Source organism: Streptomyces sp. NPDC052301, assembly GCF_044593395.1.
GTDB lineage: Bacteria > Actinomycetota > Actinomycetes > Streptomycetales > Streptomycetaceae > Streptomyces.
Genome location: NZ_JBIUBE010000001.1, coordinates 474,946 through 500,272 on the forward strand (window position 1 = coordinate 474,946; position 25,327 = coordinate 500,272).

Here is a 25,327-nt window from a genome sequence, read left to right on the forward strand (position 1 = left end):
CGGAGCGCCCGTCCCGACGCGGGACGGATGTCCGGTACATGAGGAGAGACGGTACGAATGGGCGGGGCTCGCGGCCCATGGGCGCGGACGACGACGCTCGCCGCCGGACTTGTGCGCGGCGCACGAAGCCGGGCCGGCACGCCCGCACCGGTCCGCGCCGGCCCCGAGGCACGCTTCACTCGGGGCCGGCGCGGGGTCGTGGGGAGCCCGGGTCAGACGAAGGCGCTCTCGCCGGTGACCGCCTTGCCGACGATGAGGGTGTTCATCTCGCGGGTGCCTTCGAACGAGTAGATCGCCTCGGCGTCGGCGAAGAACCGGGCGATGTCGTGGTCGAGCACGATGCCGTTGCCACCGAAGATCTCCCGGCACCATGCGACCACCTCGCGCATCCGCGAGGTGACGTACGCCTTGGCCAGCGAGGAGTGCTCGTCGCGGAAGACGCCGGCGTCCTGCAGCCGGGCGAGCCGGACCAGCATGCCCCAGCAGGCGGTGATGTTGCCGAGACTCTTGACCAGCAGGTCCTGCACCATCTGGAACCGTGCGATCGGCCGGCCGAACTGCTCGCGTTCCTTGGCGTAGTCGAGCGCCAGCTCATAGGCGCCGATCATCACGCCGAGGGCCTGCCAGGCGACTCCGCTGCGGGTGGCGCGGAGGATCTCCGCCACGTCACGGAAGGAGTCGATCCGCTGCAGCCGGTTGGCCTCGGGCACCTTGACGTCGGTCAGGGTGATCTCGGCGTTCTCCACGATCCTGAACGCGATCTTGTTCTCGATCTTCACCGGGGAGAAGCCCGGGGTGCCCTTCTCCACCACGAAGCCCTTGACCTTGTCGTCCGCCTCGTCGCGGGCCCAGACCACCACCAGGTCGGCGAACGTGGCGTTGCCGATCCACCGTTTGGCACCGTTGAGCACCCAGTTCTCGCCGTCCCGGCGGGCCGTCGTGCGCATGCCCCCCGCCACGTCGGAGCCGCCGAGCGGCTCGGTCATCGCGAAGGCGCCGATGGTCTCCAGCGCGGCCATCGAGGGCAGCCAGCGGTCCCGCTGTTCCTGGTCGCCACCCCGGTAGATGCTGTACATCGCCAGGCCGCTGTGCACGCCGAAGAAGGTGGCGCTGGAGGCGTCGGTGCGGGTGTACTCCATGGAGAGCATGCCGACCAGCAGGTTGCTTCCAGCCGGCAGGGGGTCGCCGTACCCTTCGTAGGGGACGCCGGCGAGTCCCAGCTCGCGGAACCTGCCGATGAGCTCCCGGGGGAACTCCCCCTTCGCCCAGTACTCGTTGACCAGAGGCTTGACCTCGGTGCGCATGAACGACCGGGCCCGCAGCAGCAGTTCGCGCTCGTGCGGCGGCAGCAGCGACTCGAAGTCGTAGAAGTCCGCGGCCAGCCGCTCGTCGGCGGATGCCTTCTCGGATTCCTTCTCGGGCAGCAGTGCGGTCATGACCGGGTCTCCTTCTCCAGGCTGGTGGCGCTGTCCCGGGCGGACAGCACGGCGAGCTGCTTGGCGTCGCGTTCCTGGCTCAGGTCGGCGTAGGAACGGGAGCCGTAGGCGTCCTCGACGGCCGCGACGAGCCGTTCGGTCTGTTCGGGGCCCTGCTCCGGGCGGCCCTGCTCCGGGCGGCCGAGGGAGTCCCACATCTGCTGCATCGACACACCGATGTGCTCGGCCATGTGCCGGTAGCCGCCGGGGCCGCCACCGAGGTGTGCGCCGAGGAACGGTCCGACCGTCGCCCAGCGCAGGCCGAGCGAGTTCACCATCACGGTGTCCAGCTCCGCCGGGCTGACGACGCCCTGCTCGACGAGGTAGATCGCCTCCCGGCTGAGGGCGTTCTGCAGGCGGTTGCCGACGAAGCCGGGGATCTCCTTGCGTTCCACGACCGGGACCCGGCCGACGGATCGGTAGAAGTCCACGGCCCGCGCCACGCTCTCCTGCGAGGTGCGCTCCCCGGGTACCACCTCCACCAGAGGCACCAGGTGCGGCGGGTTGAAGGGGTGGCCGATCAGGATCCGGCCGGCCTCCTCGATGGTGTCGGTGAACGCCGTGGCGGGGATCGCCGAGGAGGAGCTGAGCAGCAGCGCGTGTGCGGGGGCCGCGCTGACCAGGGTGGTGAACAACTCCCGCTTGAAGTCGGCGTTCTCCGGTCCGTTCTCCTGGACGATGTCGGCGTCGCGCACCGCGTCGGCGAGATCGTCGGCGATGTGCACCCGCTCGGCGAGGCCGTGCGTGTCCAGGCCCTGCGCGGCCAGCTGCCCGGCGGCCCGGTCGAGCGCCTCGGCGACCGCCTCGGTCAGATCCGGCCGCGGGTCGGTGACGCGTACCCGCAGGCCGTGACCGGCGAAGAGCGCGGCCCAGGACAGGCCGATCGTGCCGGCGCCGACCACCGCGGCGGTGGTGAATGGCTTGGTCATCTCATGTCTTCCTTCTGCGTGCGTGGCCGTGTTCACCGCACGGGACGGGCGGGATGGGCCAGGTAGTCGTGCACGGGCTTGACCGGCGCCAGGGTCAGGTCGGTCAGGATGTGGCTGGCCGAGACGATCTCGCGTACCGGCAGATCGGCCAGGGGCGCCAGCACGTGCTCGAAGAGCTGCAGCCGGGCGGGACCGGTCCAGGCGCCCTTCACCGTGATGTCGGTGATCTCGGTGCGCACCAACTGCGCCACCTGCGGCGCCCCGTCGAACCCGGGGACCAGCTTCAGCATGTAGGTCGGCACCCCGACCTGGGCCACGGCCTCCTCGACCGACAGCTCGTGGTGTTTGTAGCCCATCGTGGCGGTCGCCACCCGCAGGGTGCCCACGTCGAGGACACCGACCAGCGCTCCGTGGTCGGCGTAGAGGGCGGGCGATCCGGCGGTCTTGGGGTAGGCACTGGCCTCGCGGCCGGACGTGATGGCCGGAAGGTTGTCCAGGTACATCGCGTGCAGGTACTCGCCCCGCTCGCCTTCGTAGCGGACCGGGATCGCCTGGCCGGACTCGGTGTACGGTCCGTATCCGCTGACGTCGCCCATGCGCATGACCTCGAAGCGCACCAACGGCTCGTCGATCTCCAGCGGTTCGGGCACGACGGCGCGCAGTGCCTCGTGGTCGGTGCGGTAGACGACGTTGAGGTACTCGCGGTCGGTGAAGCGCGGCACGACCGGCGGATAGGCCGGGTTGGTGAGCGGCGTCGCGATGTGCCGGGGTATGTCGTACTGGTGCATCGTGTTTCTCCCTCGGGGCCTACCGGCCCTGCCAGACCGGGGAGCGGCGCTCGGTGAAGGCGGTCATGCCCTCGCGTACGTCGGCGGAGGCGGCGAGCCGGGCCATCTGCCGCGCCTGCACGGCGAACGCCTCCTCCTCCGGTGCGCCGTCGGCCGCGCGGACGAGTTCCTTGACGGCGGCCAGTGCCAGCGGGGCGTTCTGCGCGATCCGCTCGGCCAACTGCAGCGCGGCGGCGACGGCTTCCCCGGCCGGCACGACACGATTGGCGATGCCCAGCCGTCCGGCCCGTTCACCGGTGACCGGTTCGCCGGTCAGCAGCAGTTCCATGGCCAGGTGGTACGGGATGCGCTTGGGCAGCCGGATCAGTCCGCCGCCCGCCGCGATCAGCCCACGGCTGACCTCGGGGAGGCCGAACCGGGCATCGCCCGCGGCGACGATCAGATCACAGGCCAGGGCGAGTTCGAAGCCGCCTCCCATGGCCCAGCCCTCGACGGCGGCGATCAGCGGCTTGGTCGTGCGGGCCTGTGTCAGACCGCCGAAGCCGCGCCCCGGGATCTCTGGCGATTCACCGGCCAGCGCGGCCTTGAGGTCCATTCCGGCGCTGAACGTGCCGCCGGCGCCGGTGAGCACGGCGGCCCGCAGGCCGGGATCCGCCTCCAACTGGTCGAGGGCCGTGGACAGTCCGGCGGCGACGGCCGCGTCGACCGCGTTGCGCGCCTGGGGCCGGTCGATGGTGATGAGCAATGAGGAACCGATGGTCTCGGTCCGCACCTCGGTGGTGCTGTGCATGGTGTGCGTCCTTGTGTGACGGCCGGTCAGCGGCCGGCTGCGAGTTCCTTGAAGACCTCTTCGGTGTGCTGGCCGGGCAGCGGGGCGAGACGGCGGACCGAACCCGGAGTGGCGGAGAACCGCACCGGGATGCCGACCGAGCGGATGGCGCCCTCGCTGGGGTGTTCCACCACGTCGAGCAGCCGGCCGCCGCGCACGTAGGGGTCGTCGGCGGCCCGGTCGAGTTCGAGCACGGGGGCCATCGGGATGCTGTGCTCGGCGCAGACCCGCTCCCACTCCGCGGTGGTCAGGCTCGGTGAGCACTCCTCCACCAGCTCCATCAGGGCGTCGACGTCGTCATCGGCGATGGACTCGCCGCCCACACGCCGGTCCGCGGCGAGATCGGCACGGTCGGCGGCGAGGAAGAAGTCCCGGAAGTTCTGCGGGTTGTACGGGATGACGCAGGCGAGGCCGTCCTTGGTGGGCACCGCGCGGTGGCCCCTCTTCATCGACAGTGGGAACCCGGTCGGACCCTCCGACGGTTCGAAGACATGGCCCGCCAGGTGCTCGACGAGGTTGAACGCGATGAGCGTGTCGGTCATCGGGATCTCGACGTACTGGCCGGCGCCGGTGCGGTCACGGTGGACCAGCGCGGCGAGCACCGAGTAGACGATGGTCAGCGCGCACACCTTGTCGCCGATGATCGTCGGCAGGTACGCCGGCGTGCCCAGCGCCCGGTTGGTCACGTCCACCAGACCGGAGGCGGCCTGCACGGTCTCGTCGTAGGCCGCGTTGCCGGCCCGGTCGGAGTCGCTGCGGAACCCCTGGGCGTGGGCGTAGACCAGGCCGGGGTTGCGGGCCGTGACGTCGGCGTGGCCGAGACCGAGGCGGGCGAGCGCGCCCGGGCGCATGTTGGTGACCAGCACATCGGCGCTGTCGATCAGTTCGAGTGCCCGCGCGCGGTCGGCGTCGTCCTTGAGGTTCAACGTCACGCTGCGCTTGTTGCGGTTGACGTTGAGGTTGAGCGGAGTCATGCCGGGCGTGGTGCGGTACGGACCCACCCGAACCGTGTCGGACGGGGACTCGATCTTGATGACGTCGGCACCGAGGTCGCCCAGGATCTGCGTCGCGTAGGGCCCCATCACCACCGTGGACAGATCGATCACCCGCACGCCGTCCAGCGGACCTGTGGCGTCGGCGGCCGTGATGTCCATCATTACTCCTGTTCACGCAGTAATTTCATGGCGAATGTTTCCACCGACGACGTTATGCATGAACGGACAGGAAGGGAATGATCAACTGGCGAACAAGGGCATGACCGCAGCGGTCACACCGATTCCACAATCCACGGAAAGTGGCGTACGGAAATCAGTCAGACGGCGATGACTTCATGGAAGATCCGGCGGGCCAGGACAGCGACCTCACTCAGGTCCCCGCCGGTGTTCGCCCTATCGGCACGGAACAACAGGCCAGTGATCAGGGTGGGTTGGAAGTCCTCGACCGGCAGCACGGCCACGTTGTCCAAGCGGTACAGGTGCATGGGGCTCTCCGGCGAGAGCATGGTCATCGAAAACGCGATACCGGAGGAGATCAGTTCCGAACTTCCGGAATAGTCCGCCATTTTTATACGGATTCTCTTCTTCACGCCGACCGAATTGAGGCGGGCATCGATTTCCTCGAAATAGGCCGGTGTGGCGTCGTTCGGCGTGGCCACATACGACAGGTCGGCCAGCTCCTCCAGCGTGACGGACGCCCGCCCCGCGAACCGGTCGGCCGGCACCGCTGCACCCAGCACCTCGCGCATCACCTCGATGATCTCGAAAGCCGGGTCGGAGACCGGCAGCCGGGCCAGCGCCATGGCCAGCCTGCCGTCGCGGACCGCGTCCGCCAGGTCCGCCGACGTGCCGGGCCACCGCTTGAGTTCGCACACCTCACGGCACTCGCCCTCGAGCAGCCGGACTCGCTCCCGCAGCAGCGGGTGCACTCCGGCCGGCATCCCTATGAACAGTCTGTCCAGCCGCGGACGTACCGCCTCGCTCAGCCGCCACGGGATCGAGTTGACGCGCTCCAGGACGTCGCGCGCCATCGGCAGCAGTGCGGCACCTGCCGGGGTCAGATCGACGCGGTGGGTGGTGCGCTCGAACAGGTCATGGCCGAGTTCGCGTTCGAGGTCCTTGATCCGCTGACTGAGCGGAGAAGCCGCCATGTGCAGTCTGCGCGCCGCCTGCGAGAAGTTGAGTTCCTCGGCCACGGCGACGAAGTAGCGCAGATGCAGCATGTCCACACCGGTCACCCTACCCACGGCAGAAGTCACCGACCGCAGGAGCGCCGAGGCGGCGGTCGCCGCGCTCAGGTGCCGACTGCCGAGTTCCGGGCCATCCACGGGCCGCAACGCCGCCGGCCGCTTCCGCCCGCCTCATCCGTGGAGCATGCCGTGGCGCGCGGGTACCACCAGCAGACGAAGAACTGCTGTCCGCAGACGTCGCGTCAAGCGGCTTCCCACAGACCGGCGTCCAGAATGCGGGCGGCCTTGATGCTGCCGTGCTCCTGCTCGTAGCGCTCCATCGCTTCCCGCACCGGGCCGGGCAGAGGGGACTTGGTCGGGGCCGCGGCGCGGAGGCCGGGAAGTGGCACTTCCGCTCTGTCGTCGCGGTCGAGGGGGATCCTCGCGCACCGCGCGGCGCACCTCCGCCACCAGATCGCCGGAGCGCACCACGAGCCGGCCGCCGCGTTTCGCGCAGAGAGGTGTTGAGGTCGGCCAGGCAGGCGGCGGGAAAGGACACGTGGTGGGGCGCGGCGAATCCGGCCGCATCCACGGTGCGGTCACGGACGAAGGAGCGGAACGACCGCGCCGGCGGTCTCCACCGCCGCACGGAACGGCGGACGGTCGTGCAGGCGCAGGTCGGAGGCGAAAAGAATCACCAGGACACGCATAGTTGTCAGGTTCGATCCGGCGGGCGGCGTCGGCCGGTGTGGACGGCACCGTCTTCCGGGCGCGTGAGGGGTCCGGGGGCGGGGCGGCCGTTCGTTGCCGGTTCAGCGCCGTCGGAGGCAGCCCGCTGGACGCGGGCGGCCGCACGGACGATGTTGCGGGCCATCCCGCCGAAGACGACCGCGTGGAAGGGCGAGACGCTCCACCAGTACACCTGGCCGAGCAGCCCCCGCGGATGGAACACCGCCCGCTGCCGGTACCGCACAGGCCCGCCGTCGTCTCCGTCGACGCGCATCTCCAGCCAGGCCAGACCCGGCAGCCGCATCTCGGCGCGCAGCCGCAGCAGCCGCCCGCGCTCGATCTCCTCCACCCTCCAGAAGTCCAGCGAGTCGCCCACCCGGAGCCGCCCGGCGTCCCGCCGACCGCGGCGCAGGCCCACACCACCCACCAGACGGTCGAGCCAGCCGCGCGCCGCCCAGGCCAGCGGGAAGGAGTACCAACCGTTCTCGCCGCCGATCCCCTCGATCACCTGCCACAGGGCGTCGGGCGCCACGTCCGCCTCACGTTCCCGGACGTCGGTGTACAAGCTGCCGCCGGCCCAGTCCGGGTCGGTCGGCAGCGGGTCGCTGGGCGCGCCGGGCACGGAGGCGGACGACCAGCGAGTGCTCACCTGCGCGTCACGTACCCGCTGCAACGCCAGGGCGACGGCCCGGTCGAAGCCGAGCGGGTGTCCCGGCGGGCTGGGGACGTACCGCTCGATGTCCCGCTCTGTGCAGACCACTTCGTGGCGCAGGGACTCTGTCAGCGGGCGGGCGATCGACGCCGGCACCGGAGTCACCAGGCCGACCCAGTGACTGGACAGGCCGGGCGTGAGCACAGGAACAGGAACGATGCGCCGTCGGGGCAGGCCGGCGACGGCGGCGTACCGCTGCATCATCTCCAGGTAGGTGAGCACCTCCGGGCCGCCGATGTCGAAGGCGCGGCTGACGCCGGCCGGCAGGCCGGCGCAGCCCACCAGGACGCGCAGCACGTCCCGCACCGCGATCGGCTGGATGCGGGTGCGCACCCAGCGCGGGGTCACCATCACCGGCAGCCGCTCGGTCAGGTACCGCAGCATCTCGAAGCTGGCCGAGCCGGAACCGATGATGACGGCGGCGCGCAGAACGGCGGTCGGCACACCCGAGGCCAGCAGGACGCGGCCGACCTCGGCGCGGGAGCGCAGGTGCGGGGAGAGCCGCGACGCGTCGACGCCGGCGGGCGTGAGACCACCCAGGTAGACAAGGCGGCGGACGCCTGCCCGGTGTGCCTGCTCGCCGAAGACGTGCGCGGCGTCGCGGTCGGTCCGCTCGAAATCGCGACCGCTGCCGAGCGCGTGCACCAGGTAGTAGGCGACGTCCACACCTTCCATGGCGCGCGCCACGGACTCGGCATCGGTCACGTCGCCCCGGACGATCTCCACCCGGTCCGCCCACGGATGGTCGCGCAGCTTGCGCGGCGTGCGGACCATACAGCGCACCCGGTGACCGGCGTCCAGCAGCTCCGGCACCAGTCGGCCGCCTATGTATCCGCTCGCGCCGGTCACCAGACAGGTCGGCGCTTCGCGGGCCGTCGCTTCGTCCTCGGTCGTCATCATGGCTGCCTCATGTGCAATGGTTCCCATTCCTGCGCTCGCTCGAGCACACGGTGCGCCGGACCGGACTTCTCCACTGCCTCTACAGTGCCGTCGGTCGGGCCGGATGCACTCCGTGCGCGCGGCAACCGGGTGACGTGCGCGTCGGAGAGGAGGATGCCTCTGCGGGGCTCCGCACGGACGCCCGGCGGTCGCGTCGTTCTGCAGTCCGACGAGGGTCTCTCGCCCTGGCGCGTCGTTCGCGTGGGCACGGGAAGCCCTGTGTACGCACGCCGGGGCCGGCCGAGACCGCATACGAGCACCGGGCGGCAGGCCGGGCCGAACAGCCGCTCAGCGCCGGCGGGCTGTGCGCCGGAGATCCTCCAGGGCGTCCAGGATGACGGTGCGTCGGTGCCGTGCCAGCCAGCGGCCCACCACGCCGGCGGTTTCGTGCAGGGCCGCGAGCCGGCTGCGGGTGAATCCGGCGATCGGCCGGGCGTGATGCGACGAGATCACTCCCAGCAGGACATCGCGCTCGTCGAGCAGCGGGACGCTGTGACAAGCGCGGCTGCCGGCGTGCAGGATCACGTGCCGGGAGTCCTTGTCGAAGACGGTGGCACTGGCGACGTCGCGAATTCGGCAGGCCGCCCCACATGATCCGGGCTCTTGCGTTGTCTCCTTTCCGGCGCGCGCACTCCTAGGCGTCACAGTCGCAAGATCATCGCGTACGGCGAGCATTCGACGTGGCCTCAGGGCGAGATGCCGTCGTCCGGCCGTGGCAGTCGCAGGGCGAGCAGGGCGATGTCGTCGTGGGCCCCTGCCACGAGTCCGTTCATCAGCTCGTCGCTCAGCTCGTCGAGGTCCTGGTCGACCAGGGCGGCAGCGTGCTGCCGGAGCCGGGTCATACCGTGATCCATGGATTCGCCGCGCCGTTCGATCAAACCGTCCGTGTACAACAGCAGGGTGCTGCCCTCGGGCAGGGGCAGGCAGGCACTGGGCCGTTCGGCGTGCGGGTCGACGCCCAACAGCAGGCCGTGTGCTTCGTGCAGGTAGGCGGTGTCGCCGTCTGCGGTGACGAGGAGGGGCGGTGGATGTCCGGCACTCGCCCATTCCAGCTGGTACGGCCCTCCCTCCTGGCCCTTGAGCAGCGCGTACACGCAGGTGGCGGTCCGGTGCCTGTAGAGGGCGTCGACCGCGAAGTCCAAGCGGCGCAGGATGATGCCGGGGGGCTCCCGGCGGTCGCAGGCGATGCCACGCAGCATGTTCCGCATCTGGCTCATGGTCACGGCGGCATGCAGGTCGTGGCCGGTGACGTCGCCGATGATCAAAGTGGTGTCACCGCTTTCCGGCAGGACGAAGCTGTCATACCAGTCACCGCCGATCTGCGCCGTGGTACCCGCCGGCGAGTAGCGGGCGGTGATGCGCAGACCCGGTACGACGGGCAGGTCCGGCAGCAGGGAGCGCTGGAGGCGCTCGGCGACGGCCTGGGTCTCGGCGTAGAGCCTGGCGTTGTCGAGAGCCAGCGCGATGCGGTGGGTCAGGTCCTCGACCAGCGCCAGCTCTGCTTCGCCCCAGGGCGGGTGCCCCTCGCCCCTGACCAGGGTCAGCGCACCCAGCACTCTCCGGCGTGCCCGCAAGGGTGCCACGATCACGGAGTCTCCCCCGAGTCGGGCGAACGGCTGCATGGACGCGGCATGCAACGGATCCGACGCCTCCTGCCCGGTCGGCAGGCGCCCGGCCGACAACAGCAGCGGGCCGGCGCCCCGAAGCACCCGGGCCAGCGGGCCTGTCGCCGTCTCCGGCACCGGCGGCAACGGTCCCGTCAGGCCGGTCAGGGCGGCGTTGGGGTCACGGTGCGAGACACAGACCCGCTCGACGGCGCCGTCCTCGTCCATCAGGTCGGCCGCGGCCCAGTCGGCCAGACCCGGCACCAGCACCCGGCACACCCGCCTGAGCCCCTCGACCGCGTCCAGCGTGCTCGACAGCGCCGCTGCGCTCCGGGTGGCGAACGCCAGCTGGTCGAGCGCGGCTCGCAGCGCCGCGTCCGCGTCATCCTCGTTCATGCCGACCACCTACCCGCCTGGTGGCCCTGCGGCCGCTGCCGCCCTGGGAAACCACTCCCCGGGCAGTGCACTGCGTCCGTGTACGGCACGGGGCCCAGGCATGTCCTTACGGTCTCACCGGTGCCGCGTCTCCTCCTTACGGCTCTGGTCGGCCGGTCGGACCGAGATCTATGCGGTCATGGACCGGGCCATCGCGGAGCAGTTGGGGCCCGACCGTTCAACGCGGCCCACCCCGCGCCGCGGCTGATCCGCAACCACCAGGTCGTGCGGCAACCGACAGGCCCACCCTGCCGGTCGGCTTCGGCGGTGAAGAGCCGGTGTGCGGGGGAGCCCCCGATGGGGCTCTGCGGGCATCAAGGGCGCTGCGGAAGGCCGTGGTGGGAGGTCACCCGGGTAGCCGTGAAGCACGGTGCTGTTACCGGTGAGGGCGACGATGCGAACCAGCGCCGGTGGCGGGACGTTGAGGCCGGTCACATCGCAGAAGGCGACCGTGATCAGATCGACGTCGACGGTCCGGATGCCGTCGCGCACAGTTGTCACATCGTGACGGTCTCCATGCCTCACATTCCTTCTGCCGGGGTGGGCCCGTGGTCGATGACCGCTCGGGCAGAGGCATGTGAGGCCGGACGGCGGGCGTCGTGCCCGCCCTCAGAGTCCCAGACCGCCTCCCGGATCAAGTCCGAGCCGGCCGCTGCCTCTGCCGCCGCCCGGGAACGTTCGGCCTCATCAACCAGGCCGGTCGCCGTGAGGCTCCGCGACGGGTCGGTGGCCGTAGCCATGAGCCGGGCCGCGGTGGCCGGCTCTGTCTCCGGTGGGATCACCAGCAGGTCCCAGCGGCCGACGGTGTAGGAGAGCAGCAACAATGTGTGCGGGTCTTGCTCGGCTTCGAACCAGCCGACGTGCACCACGTGCCCTTGGACGGGCACCTTCCGCGGGATGACGGGCCAGAACGTGGGATTCACCGTTGCTCGGGTGATCCGCCCCCACAGCGGATCGAGGACCTCGATGAGCGCCGGAAGCTCCGCCGTCAGGTCGCGGGAGCGGGGCCACCAGGCACCGTCGATCAGGGCCGGAGCGGTTCCGGAAGGTGCCAGGGCGAGCCGGAGGGGCGACGAAGAAGGAGTCCGGTCTTCGACCGCGGGCGTCAACAGAATGGTCGCGGTCATGACGCGGACCCAACCCCGGGCCGGTCGTGGCCGACCCGGTTGTCGTGAATCGCCGAGAACGACGTCAGCGTGGAAGCTGGTGTGCGGAATGCTCTCGGTGATTACCAGGCTACTCCTCGTCGGGGCCCGGCGGACCTATGCGGAGCGATGGGTTGAACGAGAGCACGGGGGAGCGACGGTTCGCGGGGCCTGCGCCCGCGCCGCCGCTCATGCCGCGTCGTGCCAGGCGGCGATACCGGTCACCGTGACCGCGACGGTGACCGGCTCCGCGACACCGTGGGTGGCGAGGTGGGTGATGAGGGCGGCGGTCACCCGGTCGTGGACGTCTCGGGCGAGGTCCAGCGCCCGCCGGCCCTCTGCCAGGACGCAGCGCACCTCGATGTGCCATCCCGAACCGTCCGGCGCCCGGTCGGCGCGAACGCCGGCCTCGGGCGGTGTGGTGTCCGCCCGAGTGGGCGCGGCGGCTGCCGCGAGGCGCCGGGCGAGGCGGGGTTGCAGGCCGGCTACGCCAGGGACCGCGAGGGCCGCCTTGGCCGCGACGCCGAGGAGCGCGGTGGTGCCGGTGGCGGTCATCACGTGCCACCGTCCGTCGGGAGGCGGGGGCCGAGGGTCGGCTCCCGCCCCAGTACGTCGACCACGGTGATGTCGACGGCTGTCACCGTGAGCCCCAGGTCCTGTCCGGCCGAGCGGAGGACCGATCGGCGTACCTGATGGACCCGGTCGGGCAGCGGGCGGTCGAGGGCGGCGGCCAAGGTCATGGTCACCCGCACGTCGGTGCCGGAGCCCGCGGGTACGAGCCGGCAGGTCGCGGCCCTGGCGCCGGGGACCGTGTCCGCGGCCTGCCTCAGTACCTTCGCCGCGGCGCTCTCGGCGATCCGTAGGTCCAGGTGCGGGTCGGCCAGGGGCAGCAGCCGCCCGAACCGCACCTCTGCCCTGACGATGTCCATGACGCGGTCGGCGAGTGCGTGCAGGCCGGGCGTGTCCTCCGCGCGCAGTGCCCGGGTGGCCGCGTCCACCGCGGCCAGTCCCTCGACGGCCTCACGGCAGTGAGGACAGGACACCGTGTGCGGATCCGGGGGCGGCGCCGCGTCGTGCGCCTGTTCCCAGACCCGGCTGAGCAGTTGGCCGCAGGGCAGGACCTCGTCACCTGCGAACGGGGGGGCGTCGGTGGCACCCGGCCCGGGACCGGTCCCGTCGACCCCGAGAGGCTCGGAAGGCCGAGCGTGCGGGTCGTCTAGCGCCATGGGCCCATCGCCTCCTGCAAGGACCGCCGTGCCCTGAACAGTCTGCCGCGCACCGTCTGTTCGCTGGTCCGCGTCACGTGAGAGATCTCCTTGTAGGACATACCCTGCACCTCCCGCAGGATCCAGCAGAGTCGCTGCCCGGCGTCGAGATCGCCGAGTGCGCGGGACAGGGCGGCGGTGGCCGCGTCCTGCTCGGCGGACCGGGCGGGCTGGCTCCAGACGTCTCCCGCCGCGGGCTCGGCGACGGCCTCCAGCGGGAGGGGCGGCTGCCGGCGATGGCGCAGGGTCAGGCAACGGTTGACGGTGATCCGGTACATCCAGGTACGGAACTCCGCGCTGTGACGGTATTCCGGCAGTCGCCGCCAAGCGCTGACGAAGGCGTCCTGAACAGCGTCCTCGGCATCGTGGGGGTTGCCCAGCATGTAGTGGGCCAGGGCAAGGAGGGGGCGGCCGTGCCGCTGGACGAGAACGGCGAAGGAGTCCTCGTCCCCCTCGGCCGCCCGTACGGCCAGCAGGCCGTCCGGCAGGTCGCGTCCCATCAGGTCACGGCCCGGCGATGGGGAAACTGCGCTTTCGATCACGACACCCCCGCACACGGCTCGGACAGTCCGGGTACCCGACGCGTCGCATGTGATGCACATCACATCCCACGCGCGTGAGGAACGCGGTGCCCGATATGTCCAATCTTTCGACGGGCACCGCACCGGTGTCCGAGGGACCGATCGAGGCGACCGCCATGACGGACAACATCACCAGCGTCGGCGGGGGCAGCCGGCCCGAGGCGGGCGTGAGCGCGCTCAAGGGCCGCACCGGGGCCGGGGCTCCGGCCGAAACACGGGGGAAGACGACCATCGCGGACGGTGTGGTGGCCAAGATCGCGGGCATGGCGGCCCGCGAGGTACCGGGCATCTACGGCCTGGGAGCGGGGATGGCGCGCGCCTTCGGCGCCATGCGTGAACGCGTTCCCGGAGGCGGAGGCGGGGCCGTCACGCGGGGAGTGAAGGTCGAGGTCGGCGAACGTCAGGCCGCCGTGGACCTGGACGTCGTCGTCGAGTACGGCGTCTCCATCGTCGACGTCGCGGGCGACGTGCGTACCAGTGTGATCAGCGCCGTGGAGCGGATGACGGGCCTGGAAGTCGTCGAGGTGAACATCGCCGTCGACGACGTCCACCTGCCCGACGAGGAGGAAGAAGCCGCACCGGACGAGGGCCGCGTGAGGTGACCGCCGCCGCGCCCCTGGCGCGCGCGGATGATCGCGCGCACGGCGGCGCCCCTGCTCGAGACGGGTGAGTGCGAGATGAACGCAGCAATGACGGGCCTCGTGGCCGGTATGGCCCTCGGCTTCGCCGGTTACTTCGGCGGCTTCTGGGCCTTTCTGCTGGTGCTGGTCCTGGGTGCGGCGGGGCTGATCGTCGGCCTCGTCGTACAGGGCGACCTCGACCTCCGGACACGGAGGCAGCGGTGAGGACCCGGCCCGCTCCCCCGGGGGCGGGGTCGAGCCCGCCGGCGCCGACCGCCGGGCTGCCGCCCCCGGCCGAGCGGGGCGCCACCGTCATCCCGGACAGGGTGGTCGCCCGTATCGCCGCCCAGGCCGCACGAACGGCTCAGTCACGGCACGCCGCCGTACCGCCCGACCGTGGCGGACCGACGGCAACCCGCGCCTCCGTCGCCGTCCGTACCGGTTCGGTGCGCCTGCATCTGACGATGGACCTGCCCTACCCCACCGACATCCCCCGTGTCTGCGAGCGGATCCAGCAGGACGTCGCCGAACGGGTCGCCCAGCTGACCGGCATGCGGGTGGGAGAGGTCCTCCTCACCGTCCGGGGGCTGGTGACCGCCGCCGACGCGAGCCGGGGGCGGGTCCGGTGAGCGGCCACGCGGCCCGGGTCGCACAGCACGCCGGGGAGGAAGGGCGATCGCGATGACACCCGATCCCGGTCCTCCCGACCGCAGCGGCGCGCCGTCCGCGCACCGTGGCACCGTGCCGCTCACGAAGGAGCCCGACCCGCCCGAACGCGACGGGTCCACCTCGGACCTCCCGCCCGGTGAACGCGGCAGAGGACACCGAACCCACCGCGGGTGGTCCGCGCGTCGCATCACGGCGGCACTGGTCGCCGCCGTGATCCTGGTGGCCGCGGTCGCGGCGCTGGTCGACGTCATCGCCGTTCGGGCAGGACGTCCGGCGGCGGCCTGGCGACGGCATCTGGCCGACGAACTGGCCACCCGCCCGGTGGAGGACGTGTGGATGCTGACGGGAGCCGCCGTGGCCGCCGCCGTCGGGGTCTGGCTGATCGTCCTTGCCCTCACCCCCGGTCAACGCCGCTGGCTCCCCCTGCGCTCCCCCGCCGACTGCCCCCGTGTGAGGGCCTTCCTGGCCCGCGACGGCGCCTCCGGTCTGCTGCGCGACGCCGCGATGCGGGTCCCCGGAGTCGGCTCGGCGCGCGTCCTCGTACGCCGCCGCCGCATCCGAGCCCGCGCGGACGTCCGCTTCCGCGACCCCCAGCGGGTGAAGGACGACCTCACCGCCGTCCTCGGCGAGGAACGCGACCAGCTGGCCCTCGCTCGCCCTCCCCGCATCGTCGTACGGGTACGGCGACGCACCGACTGACCGACAACCGCACCACCGGGAGCCCGCACCATGACGCCGCGATCCGCACTCAACCGCAGTCTGCTGGCCCTCACCGGACTGGTTCTGCTCGGCGGCGGACTGCTGGTCCTCTTCGCCGGGCTCGACCTCTACCGGCGGCACGATCTGGTCCCGCCCGCCGGCTGGCCCCTGACCACGCCGACCGACGTCCTGCTCGGCTCCGCCGACCGGGCCCGCTGGAGCAGCCAGGGCTGGTGGTGGTGGCCCGCGGTCATCGCCGCCCTCGCCCTCACCGCCCTGATCGCCCTGGGGTGGCTGCTCGCCCAGCTGAGCCGACGCCGCCCCGGCTCCCTGCCCGTCGGCGGCACACCCCCGCAGGAAGGCGTCGAACTGCGCGACCGTGCACTCAGCGACGCGATCGCGAACGAGGCCGGCGCCCTGCCGGGGATCGAACACGCGGCCGTACACATCACCGGCCGACCAGCCCACCACCGCACCCACGTCAGGCTCACCCTCACCCCCGAGGGCGCGCCCGGCGCCACTCTCGGCGCCCTCTGCGAAGGCCCGCTCAGCACCGCACGCTGGTCCACCGGCCTCCCTGACCCGCCCACCGAGGTCCGCGTACAGGTCACCCGCCACAGACCACACCGCGTGGAGTGAGAGGAAGACCGGCTGTTCCCGCCCCAACGCTCTTGCGGATCATCGCGGTTCGCAGGAGAACAGCACTGCTCACCGAAGGAGAGATCATGATCGTCCTGGGCATCATTCTGCTCGTCGTCGGATTCCTCACCGGCATTTCCATCCTGTGGACCATCGGGATCATCCTGGCGGTCGTCGGAGCCATCCTGTGGGTCCTCGGCGCGATGGGCCACGCCGTCGCCGGTCGACGCCACTACTGGTGATCGAGGTCGGGCACTGAAGGGCAGTGACCCGGGCAACGGGCAGGCCGGCCGCCGGCGCGGCCCCCACAGGCGTCCGCAGCGGCGGAGAGGTCGATCCGGCTGCGGTCTCCGCCGTGCCGGGCACGGGCGGGGCGCGCCCGGTGGCCGTTGTGCCGGTCCTTGCCGAACGAGCACACTGCCGACTCGGCCGGGACGGTGGATCAGCTCCCGACCTGGGCGGAAGTTTCCACGCCTCGTCGGCCTATCAGGCACCATGACGGCCCACCCCCCTGGCGCTTCAACTACGCGATCTCCGAAGCCTGGTGATCGGTGTCGACCAGAACACCACCGTCGTCTTCCCGGACCCCTCATGAGAACGATCGGCGAGCTCGGCTCCTTCCTCGCCCGGGAAACCGCGGCCGCCGCACCCGCCGCCGCAGCACCACCGGCCGCCACCGGCCGCCACCGGCCGCACCGGACAAGTCCCTCAGCGCGGCCGGCAACGCGCCCGGCACCGCGGCATGACCCGGCCACCCGTACCACCACCGCGTGCCGCGGTGGTGGTACGGACGAGCGATCCGGGCCACCGGGGCGGACTCGTGGACGACGCCCGTCGCGCGCGTCCTCCGGGCATCAGCCGATGATGGGAGTACGGCCGAACACGCGGAGCTGATCATGACGGGTTGGCGCGTCAGGGACTACACCCAGGACGATCTCGAAGCGCTGATCCGTGTCGACATGGAGAGCGGCACCACCGAGGAGCCGCCGTTCTTCCCGCTCTCGGACGTCGTGACGGCCCTCCAGACCCGTCACCCGGCTGTGGTGGCCACGGCCGACGACGTGCTGATCGGCGCAGCGGTGAGCAGGGTGGAGGGCGAACGGGCATGGATCCTGCGCATCTGCATGGCGCCCGGCCGGCGGCAGCGCGGGCTGGGCAGTGCGCTGATCACCGCCCTTGAGCAACGGCTCTTCGCCGTCGGCGTCCGTGCGGTGCACGCCGCCCTGCCCGAGGGCGAGACCGGTGCCACCGCCCTGCGCAACTGCGACTTCGGTGCCCGCCCCGGCCTGGTCTTCTTCGAGAAGCGCGGACCGGTGACCCCGCAGTCGGTCGGCACACTGTCCTCGCTCGGAGGGGAGCTGCCGCCGGGGGGACTGTGGCAGAAAGTCGCGGGCATGCAACGGGAGAAGCAGCTCATCGAGCGGCGCCTGGTCCTGCCGCTGGCCCATCCCGAACTGGCCGCGCAGCACGGAGTGGAACTGCCACGGGCGGTGATGCTGTTCGGCCCGCCCGGGACCGGCAAGAGCACGTTCGCGCACGCGATCGCCAGCCGCCTGGGATGGCCTTTCCTCGAACTGTTCCCCGCCCGTCTGGCCGCCGAGTACGGCCTGGCGACCGGGCTGAACCGGCGCTTCGACGAGATCGCCCGGCTCGACCACGTCCTCGTCTTCATCGACGAGGTCGAGGAGATCGCCGGCGAACGCGGTGGCGCGGACGCGACCGCTGTGGGCGTCGTCAACGAACTGCTCAAGGCGATCGTCCGCTTCCGTAGCCAGGACGGGCGGCTGCTCGTCTGTGCCACGAACAACGTGACCACGCTCGACTCCGCGTTCCTGCGGCACGGCCGCTTCGACTACGTGCTGCCGATCGGCCCTCCCGACCACAGCGCCAGGACCGCGCTGTGGGAGAGCTACCTGGCCCGAGCGGGCGCGCGGGCCGACGGCGCGGTACTCGCGTCCGCCAGCGAGGGGTTCACCCCCGCCGACATCGCCCACGCGGCGCGAACCGTCTCCCAGGCCCAGTTCGAGCGCTCCTTCGACACCGGAACCCGGACCACCCCCACCACCGACGACTATCTGGAAACGATCCGCGACACCAAGCCCACGGTCAGCGCCGCCATGGCCCAGGAATTCGCCCAGCAGACGGAGAAGTTCGCCCGCATCTAGCGTCCAGGCCGATGGGGAGTCGATCTGCGGCGGATGGGTCAGGCCGGCGCAGGTGGCGTGTCGCTGCCCGTTTCGATGAGGATCTGCCTGGCCTCGGTGACGTTGTCGGCCCGTACGGCCCTGGCCATCGCGGCGCGTGCCGCGTCGGGCGACGTGTCCGGAGGGACCAGCATCAGGGAGAAATGGTCCCGGTCGCCCCGGGTGATGAGGACGGTGTCGTCACCGACCGGGAAGGAGTCGATGTGGACGACACGGCCCTCGACCATCACCCGGGTCGGCAGTTCGTCCCAGGCGCTGCCGTCCAGGCCGACCCGGGTGACAGGTCCGAGATGCTCGGTCAACGCGGAGATCAACGAGGGGAGCTCGGCACCTATGTCCCGGGACCGCGGCCACCATGCGCCGTCCAGGATTCCCTCGCGTGCGCGGGTCGTCTCCAACCTCAGCAGGGCCGTCCCCGGCCTCACCGACCGGTGAACGGCGTCCGGCAGGAGTCGGGGGAGGTGGTCGGAGGTGTCTGAGTCGGCCATGATGTCCGCCCGTCCGCAAAGATCAGTGCGACCGCAGAGCATGCGACCGCGATACGACCCTGCTACCTCACCGTACGCCTGAACGACGCTCGCGCGAGCGCCTCGCCGCACGGCGCGGTCACGGAAACAGGCAACGGCTCCGGCGTATACCCGCCGGAGCCGCCCTTCCGGGTCGTTGCACGTGAGCGTGCGCCGACCCACTTCCCACGTTACGCCAAAGGAATCGATCCGGCATGAACGAGCCTCGTGAAGGTTCGCTTCGGTCCGAGAACCCGACGCGGCGGCTCAGCCACGCCCTTCCTCCTCCGTCTCCATCTGCCGGATCCCCTGGTGCGTCAGCGTGATCATCGCGGGCGTGTTGCCCCTCCCCCAGTCCACGACGATCCAACCTTCGCCCGCCAGGTACATACAGGCAGCGGCCATGTCCTGCTCAGGGACACCGAGGTCGGTGCGGAGCTTCGCCCCATCGACGCCCAGGAGGCGATTGCTCTCGGCGGCTTGGTACAGAGCCTGCATGATCCTCTCGCGGTACGTCTTCCGGTCTCGCAACAGCGCCATGACGCGCCTTCCTCTACTGCTCACGGTCGGGCCGAAGTCGATGTCATCCGCGGCCGCCGTCGCGGCGGGGCGCGCCGGAACGCTCCCGTCCACCGCCGGCCGACGGCGCCTCCGGGGCCGACGCCCGATCCCCGGCAGAACATCGCTGTAGTGAAAGGCAGCGATCCGTTCGTCGTGCTGACCATTGAGCCGGTGGATCAGAACGACTCCGACGGCGACCAGAAGGAGCAGTACGGCCACGGCGATGACAGTCATGGTTCTCTCACCTCGGCCGACCGCCGGGCGGCGGCCCTGTCGACGGGCCGGGGCAGAGACGACGGCCGACCTGCTCCGCCGTCGGTCTCCCACGCTTCTTCCCTGCTTCGGGCAGCGATCCCTTCTGCTGCTTCCTCCCGGGGCGGGACTTCGATGCCGTCGCCGGCCATCAGCTGCGCGGCGGCATCCGCACCCGTTTCCGGCGGAATCACCAGCACGTCCCGGCGGCCATCGGTGGAGAAAAAGGTCAGTCTGTGCGGATCCTGCTCCTCGGTGGACCAGCCCACCTGCACGGTACGCCCGGCGACGGACACCCAGTGCGGGATGACGGGCCAGTAGGCCGGGTGCACGGTGACACCTGTGATGCGGCCCCAATGTTCGCCCAGTGCGGCCGTCAGGGTTGGCAGCTCACGGGTGAGGGCACGGGAGCGAGGCCACCACATGCCGTCCAGCCCGCCCGGCGCGGGGGTCAGGGACAGCCGAGCAGGCTGCGGCGGCGCGCGTCTGCTCGATGTCGTACGGTCAATGGTCACGGCCATGGCGCGGACCTGTCCCCGGGCTCGTGGGTGCGGCCCGGCGCTGTCGATCACCGGAAACGGCACCCGCGGCGGAGCCGGTGCGCGAAGAACTCCCGGTGTCTTCACACTACTCCGCTCACCGGCCCGAAAAGCCGGGGATGACCAGGTAGTTTCCCGCCTTCGGAACCTGGTCGCCGGTGCCCGGTGCCGGTCAGAGCCAGTCCTTGCGCTTGAACGTCAGGGGCAGCAGTGCGGACAGGAGCACGATGACGGCGGCGCAGGCGATGAATCCCGACTCGCGCCCGAAACCCGGACAGGGGAGGTTCTGGCCGTAGTAGCCGGTGATCGCGGTGGGACGGCGATGAGCACACGCCCTCGACGGGGTCGAGCTCAGGAGCGCAGGACGGCGCGAACCAGTCGTTCCGGCCGCTCTACCTGACCGGACCTTCATCTTCTCCTCCCTGTTCGTCAGGCATGTCCAGGATGGCTTCTCGGGTGTAGTGAGGGCTCCCTTGGTGTGGGGCCGCCCCGGGGGCCATGAGTTCGGCGAGGAGTCTGCTCAGGTCATCCGTGGACAGCGCCAGGCCCAGGGTCTGCACGATGCGCAGAGCGCAGTCCCGGATGCACTGGGCGCTCTTCTCGGTCGCCGCCGTGCTCCTGATCTCGTCACACACTCGGCTGAACTGCTCCGCGCTGATCGTCGGCCTACTAACCGGTTGCGCCATGGTGCGCTCCTCCAGGATGAACGGGCCGTTCCACCCGCTCTTCCAGAAAGCGCTGAGCACACCCCAATGGCAACTGGAGAGAGCAAGCGCGCAGGCGATCGGCCACAGGCGCTCGCGCCGGCCAGCGCCTGGCCTTGCAGTTCGACCGCTTCGGATCCGGTGAAGTTCTGTGGGGCGGCGCAGGGCGCCCGGTGATCGCACCGAGGGCGCCCGGATCACGATGAGCGCCCGGGCGACGGGCAGGCCCCCACGGATGATCAGCCCCTCAACGGTCGGCGCCTCGGTCCAGGCGGTGAACCAGCGCCTCCAAGCGGACATGGCTTCACCGTACGACGCCCGCAACAGCTGCTGCCCGTCGATCCGGAGGGCATCGAATGCGACGAAGTGGGCCGACATCTCGGCGTGGAGCCGAATGGCAGGCCGCCCCCACCTGCAGTGTGGCGGTGGGGTGGGGCGGATCCGTCAGCACCTCGTCGAGTCGCGCGACCAGACGGCGGCGCCCCCAGGCACGCGCCGAGGCCGATCCATCTCCATGTAGGCACAGCTTGACCACCGGCCGTGATCACGCACGGATTGACGCCGGCCGTCAGGGTTCTCAAGCTGGAGAAGGGGCTGGTGGAAGGGGCCGTCGTCGTGAGCGGTAGGCAGAGTGGTCTTCCCCGGCTGCTGACCGCGGCGGAGAGGGCAGCGCCGGTGGACGCCGTCGCGGTGGTCGGTGAAGACCTGCGGCGCCGTTTCGGGGCCACGAAGGTGTCCTTCCTCATCATGGACCTGACGGGCAAGGCGGTGGCGCGGCTGGCCACTTCAGCCGGTGCGGGGGATGAGCAGGAAGCCGAGCGGATTCCCCTGTTCGGCAGCGTCTACGAGCAGGTGATCCGGACCCAACGGCTGTACCAGGAGGCGACCGGGAAGGAACAGCGGGTGATCGTGCCGGTCACCAACCGGGGGGACGCCATCGGACTGCTGGAACTGCTCCTGCCCGCCGACCCCGGCGACGACGTCCTTGACGAGGTCGGGGAAGCCGCCCACATCCTGGCCTACGTCGTCATCGCAAACGGACGCTTCACCGACCTCTACACGTGGGGCAAGCGCTCCAGGCCCCCCACGCTGGCAGCGGAGATCCAGTACCAGCTACTGCCCCCGTCACTGTCGTGCGAGGCTGCGCAGTTCACTTTGTGCGGGCACCTGGAACCCTCTGAAGACCTCAGCGGCGACACCTTCGACTACGCGCTGGACCGCGACACCCTGCACGTGTCGGTGACCGACCCCATGGGCCACGACATCGATTCCGCTCTGGCCGCCACGGTGCTGGTGAGCGCCCTGCGCGGCGCCCGTCGCGCAGGAGCCGGCCTGGCCGAGCAGGCCCACCGGGCGGACCAGGCCCTGACCGGTCACGGCCACGGCCACGCCACCGGGCAACTGCTGCGGATCAACCTCCACACCGGTCGCGCCCGGCTCGTCAATGCCGGCCACCCCTGGCCACTGCGCCTGCGCGAGGGGGCTGCGGAGGCGATCACCTGCGAGGTGGACCATCCCTTCGGGCTACCCGTGTCCGTGCCCCACCCCTACCGTGTCCAGGACATCGACCTCCGCCCCGGTGACCGGCTGCTCATGGTGACCGATGGCATGCTCGAGCGTCATGGGGAGCAGGTCGACCTGCTCACCCTGCTGGAGCGCACCCGGGATCTGCACCCGCGGGAAACGGCGCTGACACTGACGTCCGCGGTCCGGGATGCCGCCGGGGGCCGGCTCGCGGACGATGCCACCGTGATGTGCCTGGACTGGCACGGCCCCCAGCAGACCTTGCGGCACGTCAGCTCCGGCGCGGACACTCAGCAGGCTTCAGCCGGTCGCACGAAGCAGTAGCGGTGGCCAGGACGCTCTCCCGGCGAGCACACGCCCCCAGACGGGCGGGCCGGAAGGGGCAGGCAGCTGAGGCGGACCTTGTGGTCGTGCGCGGTCAGGTAGGCGTACCCATGACGCGGAATCGAGTCTGTCAACGCTTTGAGCCTGTTCCTGAGCATCGCGCGGCAAGTCCCCACGGTGAGATGCAGCCCCGGCAGGGTGGCCCCCATCACCGAATCGATGGAGGATGGAAACAGCTGCACGGCGAGCAGACAGGCCCGCTCCCTTGCCTCACGCCGCGGCACCGCTGCGGTGCCTTGCCGTTCGCGGATCACGCCTACCGGACGCACGAATCCAGGCGCTCTCATGAACAGCATCTACGCGTTGATCCGAATCGACGGCGGCATACAGTTCCGCGACGGCATCCCGGACCAGGGCACCGACTCCGGCGCTGCCTTCACCATCCAGCGGGCCGCATGGGGCGGACACGGCCTCCACGGCGACGCAGGCGATGCCCGAGGTCCCGCCGGCCCTTGTCCGCTGAACAGTATCGCCACGTTTGTCGTGTACGCGCTGGGAGGCCCCAACCGGTGCGTTTTCGGGGACCTGACTATCGGCGGCGACCGTTTTGAGGCCGGCTCCGGAAAAACCATGCCCTGCGGCCTCACAGAGGCACAACAGCACCTCATCCGCGACGTCCATGGCACGATCTGCGGGAACGCCGACGCGGCCGAGGGTGGGGACGCAGGTCCTTCGGCGGCCTCTGGCGAGAGGGATGATCGGCCTTCCTGAGCCTGACTGGCCTGTGTCTTTCATGGGTGTCGGCTCTCATCGGTTACGGGGGCGGGAGCGGGCGCGGGCGATGCTGGATTTCCGGAGTGCGCCCTGGTCTTCGGACTCCGCGGTCTTCGGACTCCGCGAGGCGGCGCAGCCACGGCGGCGTGGCGTCACCCGGTGTCCGGGCGCTACGCCGGCCGCCGCCACCTGCGGCGCCGTGCCGGGCGCTTCAGCACTGCCGCGCCCCGCCCCACGCCGGTCGACAGCCTGCATCATGACGGGCCGTCGACCGGGGTGGGCGGGCCGCGGAAGGAAGCGCATCACCCTGAGGTGACAGGGGCACTCACCTGGTCTCGGGCGCCCCGTTATGTGCCGGCACGGGAGCGGAGTCGGTCAGGTCGAGGGCCGGTACGGGCGTGAGGGGAGACGGTGGCGCCGTGGTCGCGGCCGCGTTCGCCTCGCGGGCGAGGAAGGAGCCGAGTTCGCCGATGGTGCTCATCAGCGGTGCCGGGAAGACGACGGTGGTGTTCTTGTCCACGCCGATCTCGACCAGGCTCTGCAGGTTGCGCAGTTGCAGGGCGAGCGGGTGGGCCATCATCGTGTCGGAGGCGTCGCCCAGGGCGGCAGCGGCCAGGGATTCTCCCTCGGCGTTGATGATCTTGGATCGCTTCTCCCGCTCGGCCTCGGCCTGCCGGGCCATCGCGCGCTTCATGGACTCGGGCAGCTGAATGTCCTTGAGCTCGACCAGGGTGACCTCGACACCCCATTCGGTGGTGGTGACGTCGAGGATCTGACGGATGTCCAGGTTGATGCGGTCGGTCTCGGACAGGGTCTCGTCCAGGGTGTGCTGGCCGACGACCTTGCGCAGGGTGGTCTGGGCGATCTGGTCGATCGCGGAGTTCACGTTCTCGATCGCGATGACCGACTTGACCGCGTCGACCACGCGGAAGTAGGCCACGGCCGAGACATCGACGCTGACGTTGTCCTGGGTGATGATGCCCTGGGACTGGATCGGCATGGTGACGATGCGCAGCGAAATACGGTGCAGAACGTCGACGAACGGAATGATGAACCGCAACCCGGGCGCGCGCGTACCGACCAGGCGGCCGAACCGGAACAGGACACCGTTCTCGTACTGCCGGACGATCCGGATCGCCATCGCCAGCCCGATCAGGACCACAACGGCCAACACCACCAGAACCACGATCAAGGCGGCCATGTTTCGCTCCCTCGGGAGGTGGACCGGGGCGATGAGGCACCGGGTCCGGGAAGGCGTCGCCGCAGCGGGACAGCGTGTGGCGCGAGACCGCTTCTCGGCCTCACTGCGAGTCTGCTCCCCCGCCCTGCGGGACGGCAGGGCCGGTCGGCCCTGCTGTCCCCGTGACCGGCCCTTGTACTTGTCCGCCTACCTCCATGCTTTGGGGATGGAGGGTGATCGTGCCGACCCCGGGGTGCTGAAGGGTCTTGGTGGTGCTGTTGCGGCCGGTGACGTCGTATCGATCCCACAGTCCGGCGAAGGCTCGGCTCTCCAGGAGCGGCTCGCCGCCGAGCCGGATGAGGCCGAGGGCGTGCGGGGTCGGTGCCGGCGAGGGCGACGGAGGCGGGCGTCGCGGCCGCGGATCTGGCCGTCCCGGTCTGGGAAGACGTCGCGGGCGGTGGGGTGGCGGCACCGGCAGCGGGCGAGATCGCCCGCGCGCCGACATGGTCCGCTTCGCCCGGGCGCCCTCACTCTGCA

At 70.8% G+C, this 25,327-nt stretch carries 29 protein-coding genes and 1 pseudogene; 9 read left to right on the forward strand and 21 right to left on the reverse strand.

Annotated elements, in window-relative coordinates:
• Window positions 1-212 precede the first annotated feature (212 nt).
• The 15 genes and pseudogenes from ACIHEJ_RS01885 to ACIHEJ_RS01955 form a co-directional block, all read right to left on the reverse strand.
• Entirely contained in the window at window positions 213-1,436 is a 1,224-nt protein-coding gene (locus ACIHEJ_RS01885; protein ID WP_400131286.1) for an acyl-CoA dehydrogenase family protein, read from the reverse strand.
• Entirely contained in the window at window positions 1,433-2,440 is a 1,008-nt protein-coding gene (locus ACIHEJ_RS01890) for a 3-hydroxyacyl-CoA dehydrogenase NAD-binding domain-containing protein (protein ID WP_400131287.1), read from the reverse strand. The genes ACIHEJ_RS01885 and ACIHEJ_RS01890 overlap by 4 nt, the downstream gene beginning before the upstream one ends.
• Complete coding sequence (locus ACIHEJ_RS01895) at window positions 2,437-3,192, reverse strand: acetoacetate decarboxylase (protein WP_400131288.1); 756 nt, start codon at window positions 3,190-3,192, stop codon at window positions 2,437-2,439. The genes ACIHEJ_RS01890 and ACIHEJ_RS01895 overlap by 4 nt, the downstream gene beginning before the upstream one ends.
• Before the next feature lie 19 nt (window positions 3,193-3,211).
• Window positions 3,212-3,982 (reverse strand): crotonase/enoyl-CoA hydratase family protein, encoded by a 771-nt coding sequence (locus tag ACIHEJ_RS01900; protein ID WP_400131289.1) that lies wholly within the window; start codon window positions 3,980-3,982, stop codon window positions 3,212-3,214.
• Between the two features lie 26 nt (window positions 3,983-4,008).
• Window positions 4,009-5,178: a CaiB/BaiF CoA transferase family protein gene (locus tag ACIHEJ_RS01905; protein ID WP_400131290.1), complete on the reverse strand. Its 1,170-nt coding sequence runs from the start codon at window positions 5,176-5,178 to the stop codon at window positions 4,009-4,011.
• 155 nt (window positions 5,179-5,333) lie between these two features.
• On the reverse strand, window positions 5,334-6,239 hold the full coding sequence (locus ACIHEJ_RS01910) for a LysR family transcriptional regulator (RefSeq protein WP_400131781.1): 906 nt from the start codon (window positions 6,237-6,239) through the stop codon (window positions 5,334-5,336).
• Window positions 6,240-6,448: 209 nt separating this feature from the next.
• The gene (locus tag ACIHEJ_RS01915; protein WP_400131824.1) at window positions 6,449-6,595 is read right to left on the reverse strand and encodes a hypothetical protein; all 147 of its coding nucleotides are present in this window, start codon (window positions 6,593-6,595) and stop codon (window positions 6,449-6,451) included.
• Window positions 6,596-6,626: 31 nt separating this feature from the next.
• Window positions 6,627-6,895, reverse strand: a pseudogene (locus ACIHEJ_RS01920) (deoxyribodipyrimidine photo-lyase); the annotation flags it as partial.
• A 5-nt stretch (window positions 6,896-6,900) separates the two neighbouring features.
• Complete coding sequence (locus tag ACIHEJ_RS01925) at window positions 6,901-8,526, reverse strand: SDR family oxidoreductase (protein ID WP_400131291.1); 1,626 nt, start codon at window positions 8,524-8,526, stop codon at window positions 6,901-6,903.
• A 327-nt stretch (window positions 8,527-8,853) separates the two neighbouring features.
• Entirely contained in the window at window positions 8,854-9,240 is a 387-nt protein-coding gene (locus ACIHEJ_RS01930; RefSeq protein WP_400131292.1) for a GAF domain-containing protein, read from the reverse strand.
• 11 nt (window positions 9,241-9,251) lie between these two features.
• Window positions 9,252-10,565, reverse strand: a complete 1,314-nt coding sequence (locus tag ACIHEJ_RS01935; RefSeq protein WP_400131293.1) for a PP2C family protein-serine/threonine phosphatase — start codon at window positions 10,563-10,565, stop codon at window positions 9,252-9,254.
• Between the two features lie 560 nt (window positions 10,566-11,125).
• Entirely contained in the window at window positions 11,126-11,731 is a 606-nt protein-coding gene (locus ACIHEJ_RS01940; protein ID WP_400131294.1) for a DUF5994 family protein, read from the reverse strand.
• Between the two features lie 207 nt (window positions 11,732-11,938).
• Window positions 11,939-12,304: a hypothetical protein gene (locus tag ACIHEJ_RS01945; RefSeq protein WP_400131295.1), complete on the reverse strand. Its 366-nt coding sequence runs from the start codon at window positions 12,302-12,304 to the stop codon at window positions 11,939-11,941.
• Entirely contained in the window at window positions 12,304-12,975 is a 672-nt protein-coding gene (locus ACIHEJ_RS01950) for a hypothetical protein (protein ID WP_400131296.1), read from the reverse strand. The genes ACIHEJ_RS01945 and ACIHEJ_RS01950 overlap by 1 nt, the downstream gene beginning before the upstream one ends.
• Window positions 12,966-13,514, reverse strand: a complete 549-nt coding sequence (locus tag ACIHEJ_RS01955) for an RNA polymerase sigma factor (protein ID WP_400131297.1) — start codon at window positions 13,512-13,514, stop codon at window positions 12,966-12,968. Before ACIHEJ_RS01955 ends, ACIHEJ_RS01950 begins: the two co-directional genes overlap by 10 nt.
• Before the next feature lie 197 nt (window positions 13,515-13,711).
• Between ACIHEJ_RS01955 and ACIHEJ_RS01960 the strand changes: the two genes are divergently transcribed.
• The 7 genes from ACIHEJ_RS01960 to ACIHEJ_RS01990 all read left to right on the forward strand — a co-directional run bounded on the left by ACIHEJ_RS01960 (window position 13,712) and on the right by ACIHEJ_RS01990 (window position 18,387).
• Window positions 13,712-14,197: an Asp23/Gls24 family envelope stress response protein gene (locus tag ACIHEJ_RS01960; RefSeq protein ID WP_400131783.1), complete on the forward strand. Its 486-nt coding sequence runs from the start codon at window positions 13,712-13,714 to the stop codon at window positions 14,195-14,197.
• Between the two features lie 75 nt (window positions 14,198-14,272).
• Window positions 14,273-14,440 (forward strand): hypothetical protein, encoded by a 168-nt coding sequence (locus tag ACIHEJ_RS01965; protein WP_400131298.1) that lies wholly within the window; start codon window positions 14,273-14,275, stop codon window positions 14,438-14,440.
• Complete coding sequence (locus ACIHEJ_RS01970) at window positions 14,437-14,844, forward strand: Asp23/Gls24 family envelope stress response protein (protein WP_400131299.1); 408 nt, start codon at window positions 14,437-14,439, stop codon at window positions 14,842-14,844. Before ACIHEJ_RS01965 ends, ACIHEJ_RS01970 begins: the two co-directional genes overlap by 4 nt.
• A gap of 52 nt (window positions 14,845-14,896) precedes the next feature.
• A complete protein-coding gene (locus ACIHEJ_RS01975; protein WP_400131300.1) occupies window positions 14,897-15,583 on the forward strand; it encodes a DUF6286 domain-containing protein in 687 nt (228 codons plus the stop codon).
• Between the two features lie 30 nt (window positions 15,584-15,613).
• Window positions 15,614-16,222: an alkaline shock response membrane anchor protein AmaP gene (locus tag ACIHEJ_RS01980; protein WP_400131301.1), complete on the forward strand. Its 609-nt coding sequence runs from the start codon at window positions 15,614-15,616 to the stop codon at window positions 16,220-16,222.
• 86 nt (window positions 16,223-16,308) lie between these two features.
• Complete coding sequence (locus ACIHEJ_RS01985; RefSeq protein ID WP_400131302.1) at window positions 16,309-16,464, forward strand: DUF6131 family protein; 156 nt, start codon at window positions 16,309-16,311, stop codon at window positions 16,462-16,464.
• A 654-nt stretch (window positions 16,465-17,118) separates the two neighbouring features.
• Entirely contained in the window at window positions 17,119-18,387 is a 1,269-nt protein-coding gene (locus ACIHEJ_RS01990; RefSeq protein WP_400131303.1) for an ATP-binding protein, read from the forward strand.
• 38 nt (window positions 18,388-18,425) lie between these two features.
• On the opposite strand, the gene ACIHEJ_RS01995 is transcribed toward ACIHEJ_RS01990, so the two are convergent.
• The 4 genes from ACIHEJ_RS01995 to ACIHEJ_RS02010 all read right to left on the reverse strand — a co-directional run bounded on the left by ACIHEJ_RS01995 (window position 18,426) and on the right by ACIHEJ_RS02010 (window position 21,366).
• Entirely contained in the window at window positions 18,426-18,914 is a 489-nt protein-coding gene (locus ACIHEJ_RS01995; protein WP_400131304.1) for a DUF5994 family protein, read from the reverse strand.
• A gap of 285 nt (window positions 18,915-19,199) precedes the next feature.
• The gene (locus ACIHEJ_RS02000) at window positions 19,200-19,727 is read right to left on the reverse strand and encodes a hypothetical protein (protein ID WP_400131305.1); all 528 of its coding nucleotides are present in this window, start codon (window positions 19,725-19,727) and stop codon (window positions 19,200-19,202) included.
• Window positions 19,724-20,266 carry a DUF5994 family protein gene (locus ACIHEJ_RS02005; protein ID WP_400131306.1) on the reverse strand — a complete coding sequence of 181 codons (543 nt, stop codon included), beginning with the start codon at window positions 20,264-20,266 and terminating at the stop codon, window positions 19,724-19,726. The genes ACIHEJ_RS02000 and ACIHEJ_RS02005 overlap by 4 nt, the downstream gene beginning before the upstream one ends.
• A 410-nt stretch (window positions 20,267-20,676) precedes the next feature.
• Window positions 20,677-21,366, reverse strand: coding sequence for a hypothetical protein (locus ACIHEJ_RS02010; protein ID WP_400131307.1), 690 nt, complete (start codon window positions 21,364-21,366; stop codon window positions 20,677-20,679).
• A gap of 297 nt (window positions 21,367-21,663) precedes the next feature.
• Here ACIHEJ_RS02010 and ACIHEJ_RS02015 point away from each other — a divergent pair, with 297 nt between their 5' ends.
• Window positions 21,664-22,836 carry a PP2C family protein-serine/threonine phosphatase gene (locus ACIHEJ_RS02015; protein ID WP_400131784.1) on the forward strand — a complete coding sequence of 391 codons (1,173 nt, stop codon included), beginning with the start codon at window positions 21,664-21,666 and terminating at the stop codon, window positions 22,834-22,836.
• A gap of 345 nt (window positions 22,837-23,181) precedes the next feature.
• Window positions 23,182-23,607, forward strand: a complete 426-nt coding sequence (locus ACIHEJ_RS02020; RefSeq protein ID WP_400131308.1) for a hypothetical protein — start codon at window positions 23,182-23,184, stop codon at window positions 23,605-23,607.
• Between the two features lie 328 nt (window positions 23,608-23,935).
• Here the strand turns inward: ACIHEJ_RS02020 and ACIHEJ_RS02025 are convergent, their stop codons facing one another.
• Both ACIHEJ_RS02025 and ACIHEJ_RS02030 read right to left on the reverse strand, forming a co-directional pair.
• Window positions 23,936-24,811 (reverse strand): slipin family protein, encoded by an 876-nt coding sequence (locus ACIHEJ_RS02025; RefSeq protein WP_400131309.1) that lies wholly within the window; start codon window positions 24,809-24,811, stop codon window positions 23,936-23,938.
• 100 nt (window positions 24,812-24,911) lie between these two features.
• On the reverse strand, window positions 24,912-25,295 hold the full coding sequence (locus ACIHEJ_RS02030; RefSeq protein ID WP_400131786.1) for a hypothetical protein: 384 nt from the start codon (window positions 25,293-25,295) through the stop codon (window positions 24,912-24,914).
• Between the last annotated feature and the right edge of the window lie 32 nt (window positions 25,296-25,327).

Coding starts and splice junctions, on each gene's coding strand:
- ACIHEJ_RS01885 (WP_400131286.1), bottom strand. CDS start 1,436: ATGACCGCACTGCTGCCCGAGAAGGAATCCGAGAAGGCATCCGCCGAC.
- ACIHEJ_RS01895 (WP_400131288.1), bottom strand. CDS start 3,192: ATGCACCAGTACGACATACCCCGGCACATCGCGACGCCGCTCACCAAC.
- ACIHEJ_RS01900 (WP_400131289.1), bottom strand. CDS start 3,982: ATGCACAGCACCACCGAGGTGCGGACCGAGACCATCGGTTCCTCATTG.
- ACIHEJ_RS01905 (WP_400131290.1), bottom strand. CDS start 5,178: ATGATGGACATCACGGCCGCCGACGCCACAGGTCCGCTGGACGGCGTG.
- ACIHEJ_RS01910 (WP_400131781.1), bottom strand. CDS start 6,239: ATGCTGCATCTGCGCTACTTCGTCGCCGTGGCCGAGGAACTCAACTTC.
- ACIHEJ_RS01925 (WP_400131291.1), bottom strand. CDS start 8,526: ATGATGACGACCGAGGACGAAGCGACGGCCCGCGAAGCGCCGACCTGT.
- ACIHEJ_RS01930 (WP_400131292.1), bottom strand. CDS start 9,240: ATGCTCGCCGTACGCGATGATCTTGCGACTGTGACGCCTAGGAGTGCG.
- ACIHEJ_RS01935 (WP_400131293.1), bottom strand. CDS start 10,565: ATGAACGAGGATGACGCGGACGCGGCGCTGCGAGCCGCGCTCGACCAG.
- ACIHEJ_RS01940 (WP_400131294.1), bottom strand. CDS start 11,731: ATGACCGCGACCATTCTGTTGACGCCCGCGGTCGAAGACCGGACTCCT.
- ACIHEJ_RS01945 (WP_400131295.1), bottom strand. CDS start 12,304: ATGACCGCCACCGGCACCACCGCGCTCCTCGGCGTCGCGGCCAAGGCG.
- ACIHEJ_RS01950 (WP_400131296.1), bottom strand. CDS start 12,975: ATGGCGCTAGACGACCCGCACGCTCGGCCTTCCGAGCCTCTCGGGGTC.
- ACIHEJ_RS01955 (WP_400131297.1), bottom strand. CDS start 13,514: ATGGGACGCGACCTGCCGGACGGCCTGCTGGCCGTACGGGCGGCCGAG.
- ACIHEJ_RS01960 (WP_400131783.1), top strand. CDS start 13,712: ATGACGGACAACATCACCAGCGTCGGCGGGGGCAGCCGGCCCGAGGCG.
- ACIHEJ_RS01965 (WP_400131298.1), top strand. CDS start 14,273: ATGAACGCAGCAATGACGGGCCTCGTGGCCGGTATGGCCCTCGGCTTC.
- ACIHEJ_RS01975 (WP_400131300.1), top strand. CDS start 14,897: ATGACACCCGATCCCGGTCCTCCCGACCGCAGCGGCGCGCCGTCCGCG.
- ACIHEJ_RS01980 (WP_400131301.1), top strand. CDS start 15,614: ATGACGCCGCGATCCGCACTCAACCGCAGTCTGCTGGCCCTCACCGGA.
- ACIHEJ_RS01985 (WP_400131302.1), top strand. CDS start 16,309: ATGATCGTCCTGGGCATCATTCTGCTCGTCGTCGGATTCCTCACCGGC.
- ACIHEJ_RS01990 (WP_400131303.1), top strand. CDS start 17,119: ATGACGGGTTGGCGCGTCAGGGACTACACCCAGGACGATCTCGAAGCG.
- ACIHEJ_RS01995 (WP_400131304.1), bottom strand. CDS start 18,914: ATGGCCGACTCAGACACCTCCGACCACCTCCCCCGACTCCTGCCGGAC.
- ACIHEJ_RS02000 (WP_400131305.1), bottom strand. CDS start 19,727: ATGACTGTCATCGCCGTGGCCGTACTGCTCCTTCTGGTCGCCGTCGGA.
- ACIHEJ_RS02005 (WP_400131306.1), bottom strand. CDS start 20,266: ATGGCCGTGACCATTGACCGTACGACATCGAGCAGACGCGCGCCGCCG.
- ACIHEJ_RS02010 (WP_400131307.1), bottom strand. CDS start 21,366: ATGTCGGCCCACTTCGTCGCATTCGATGCCCTCCGGATCGACGGGCAG.
- ACIHEJ_RS02020 (WP_400131308.1), top strand. CDS start 23,182: ATGAACAGCATCTACGCGTTGATCCGAATCGACGGCGGCATACAGTTC.
- ACIHEJ_RS02025 (WP_400131309.1), bottom strand. CDS start 24,811: ATGGCCGCCTTGATCGTGGTTCTGGTGGTGTTGGCCGTTGTGGTCCTG.
- ACIHEJ_RS02030 (WP_400131786.1), bottom strand. CDS start 25,295: ATGTCGGCGCGCGGGCGATCTCGCCCGCTGCCGGTGCCGCCACCCCAC.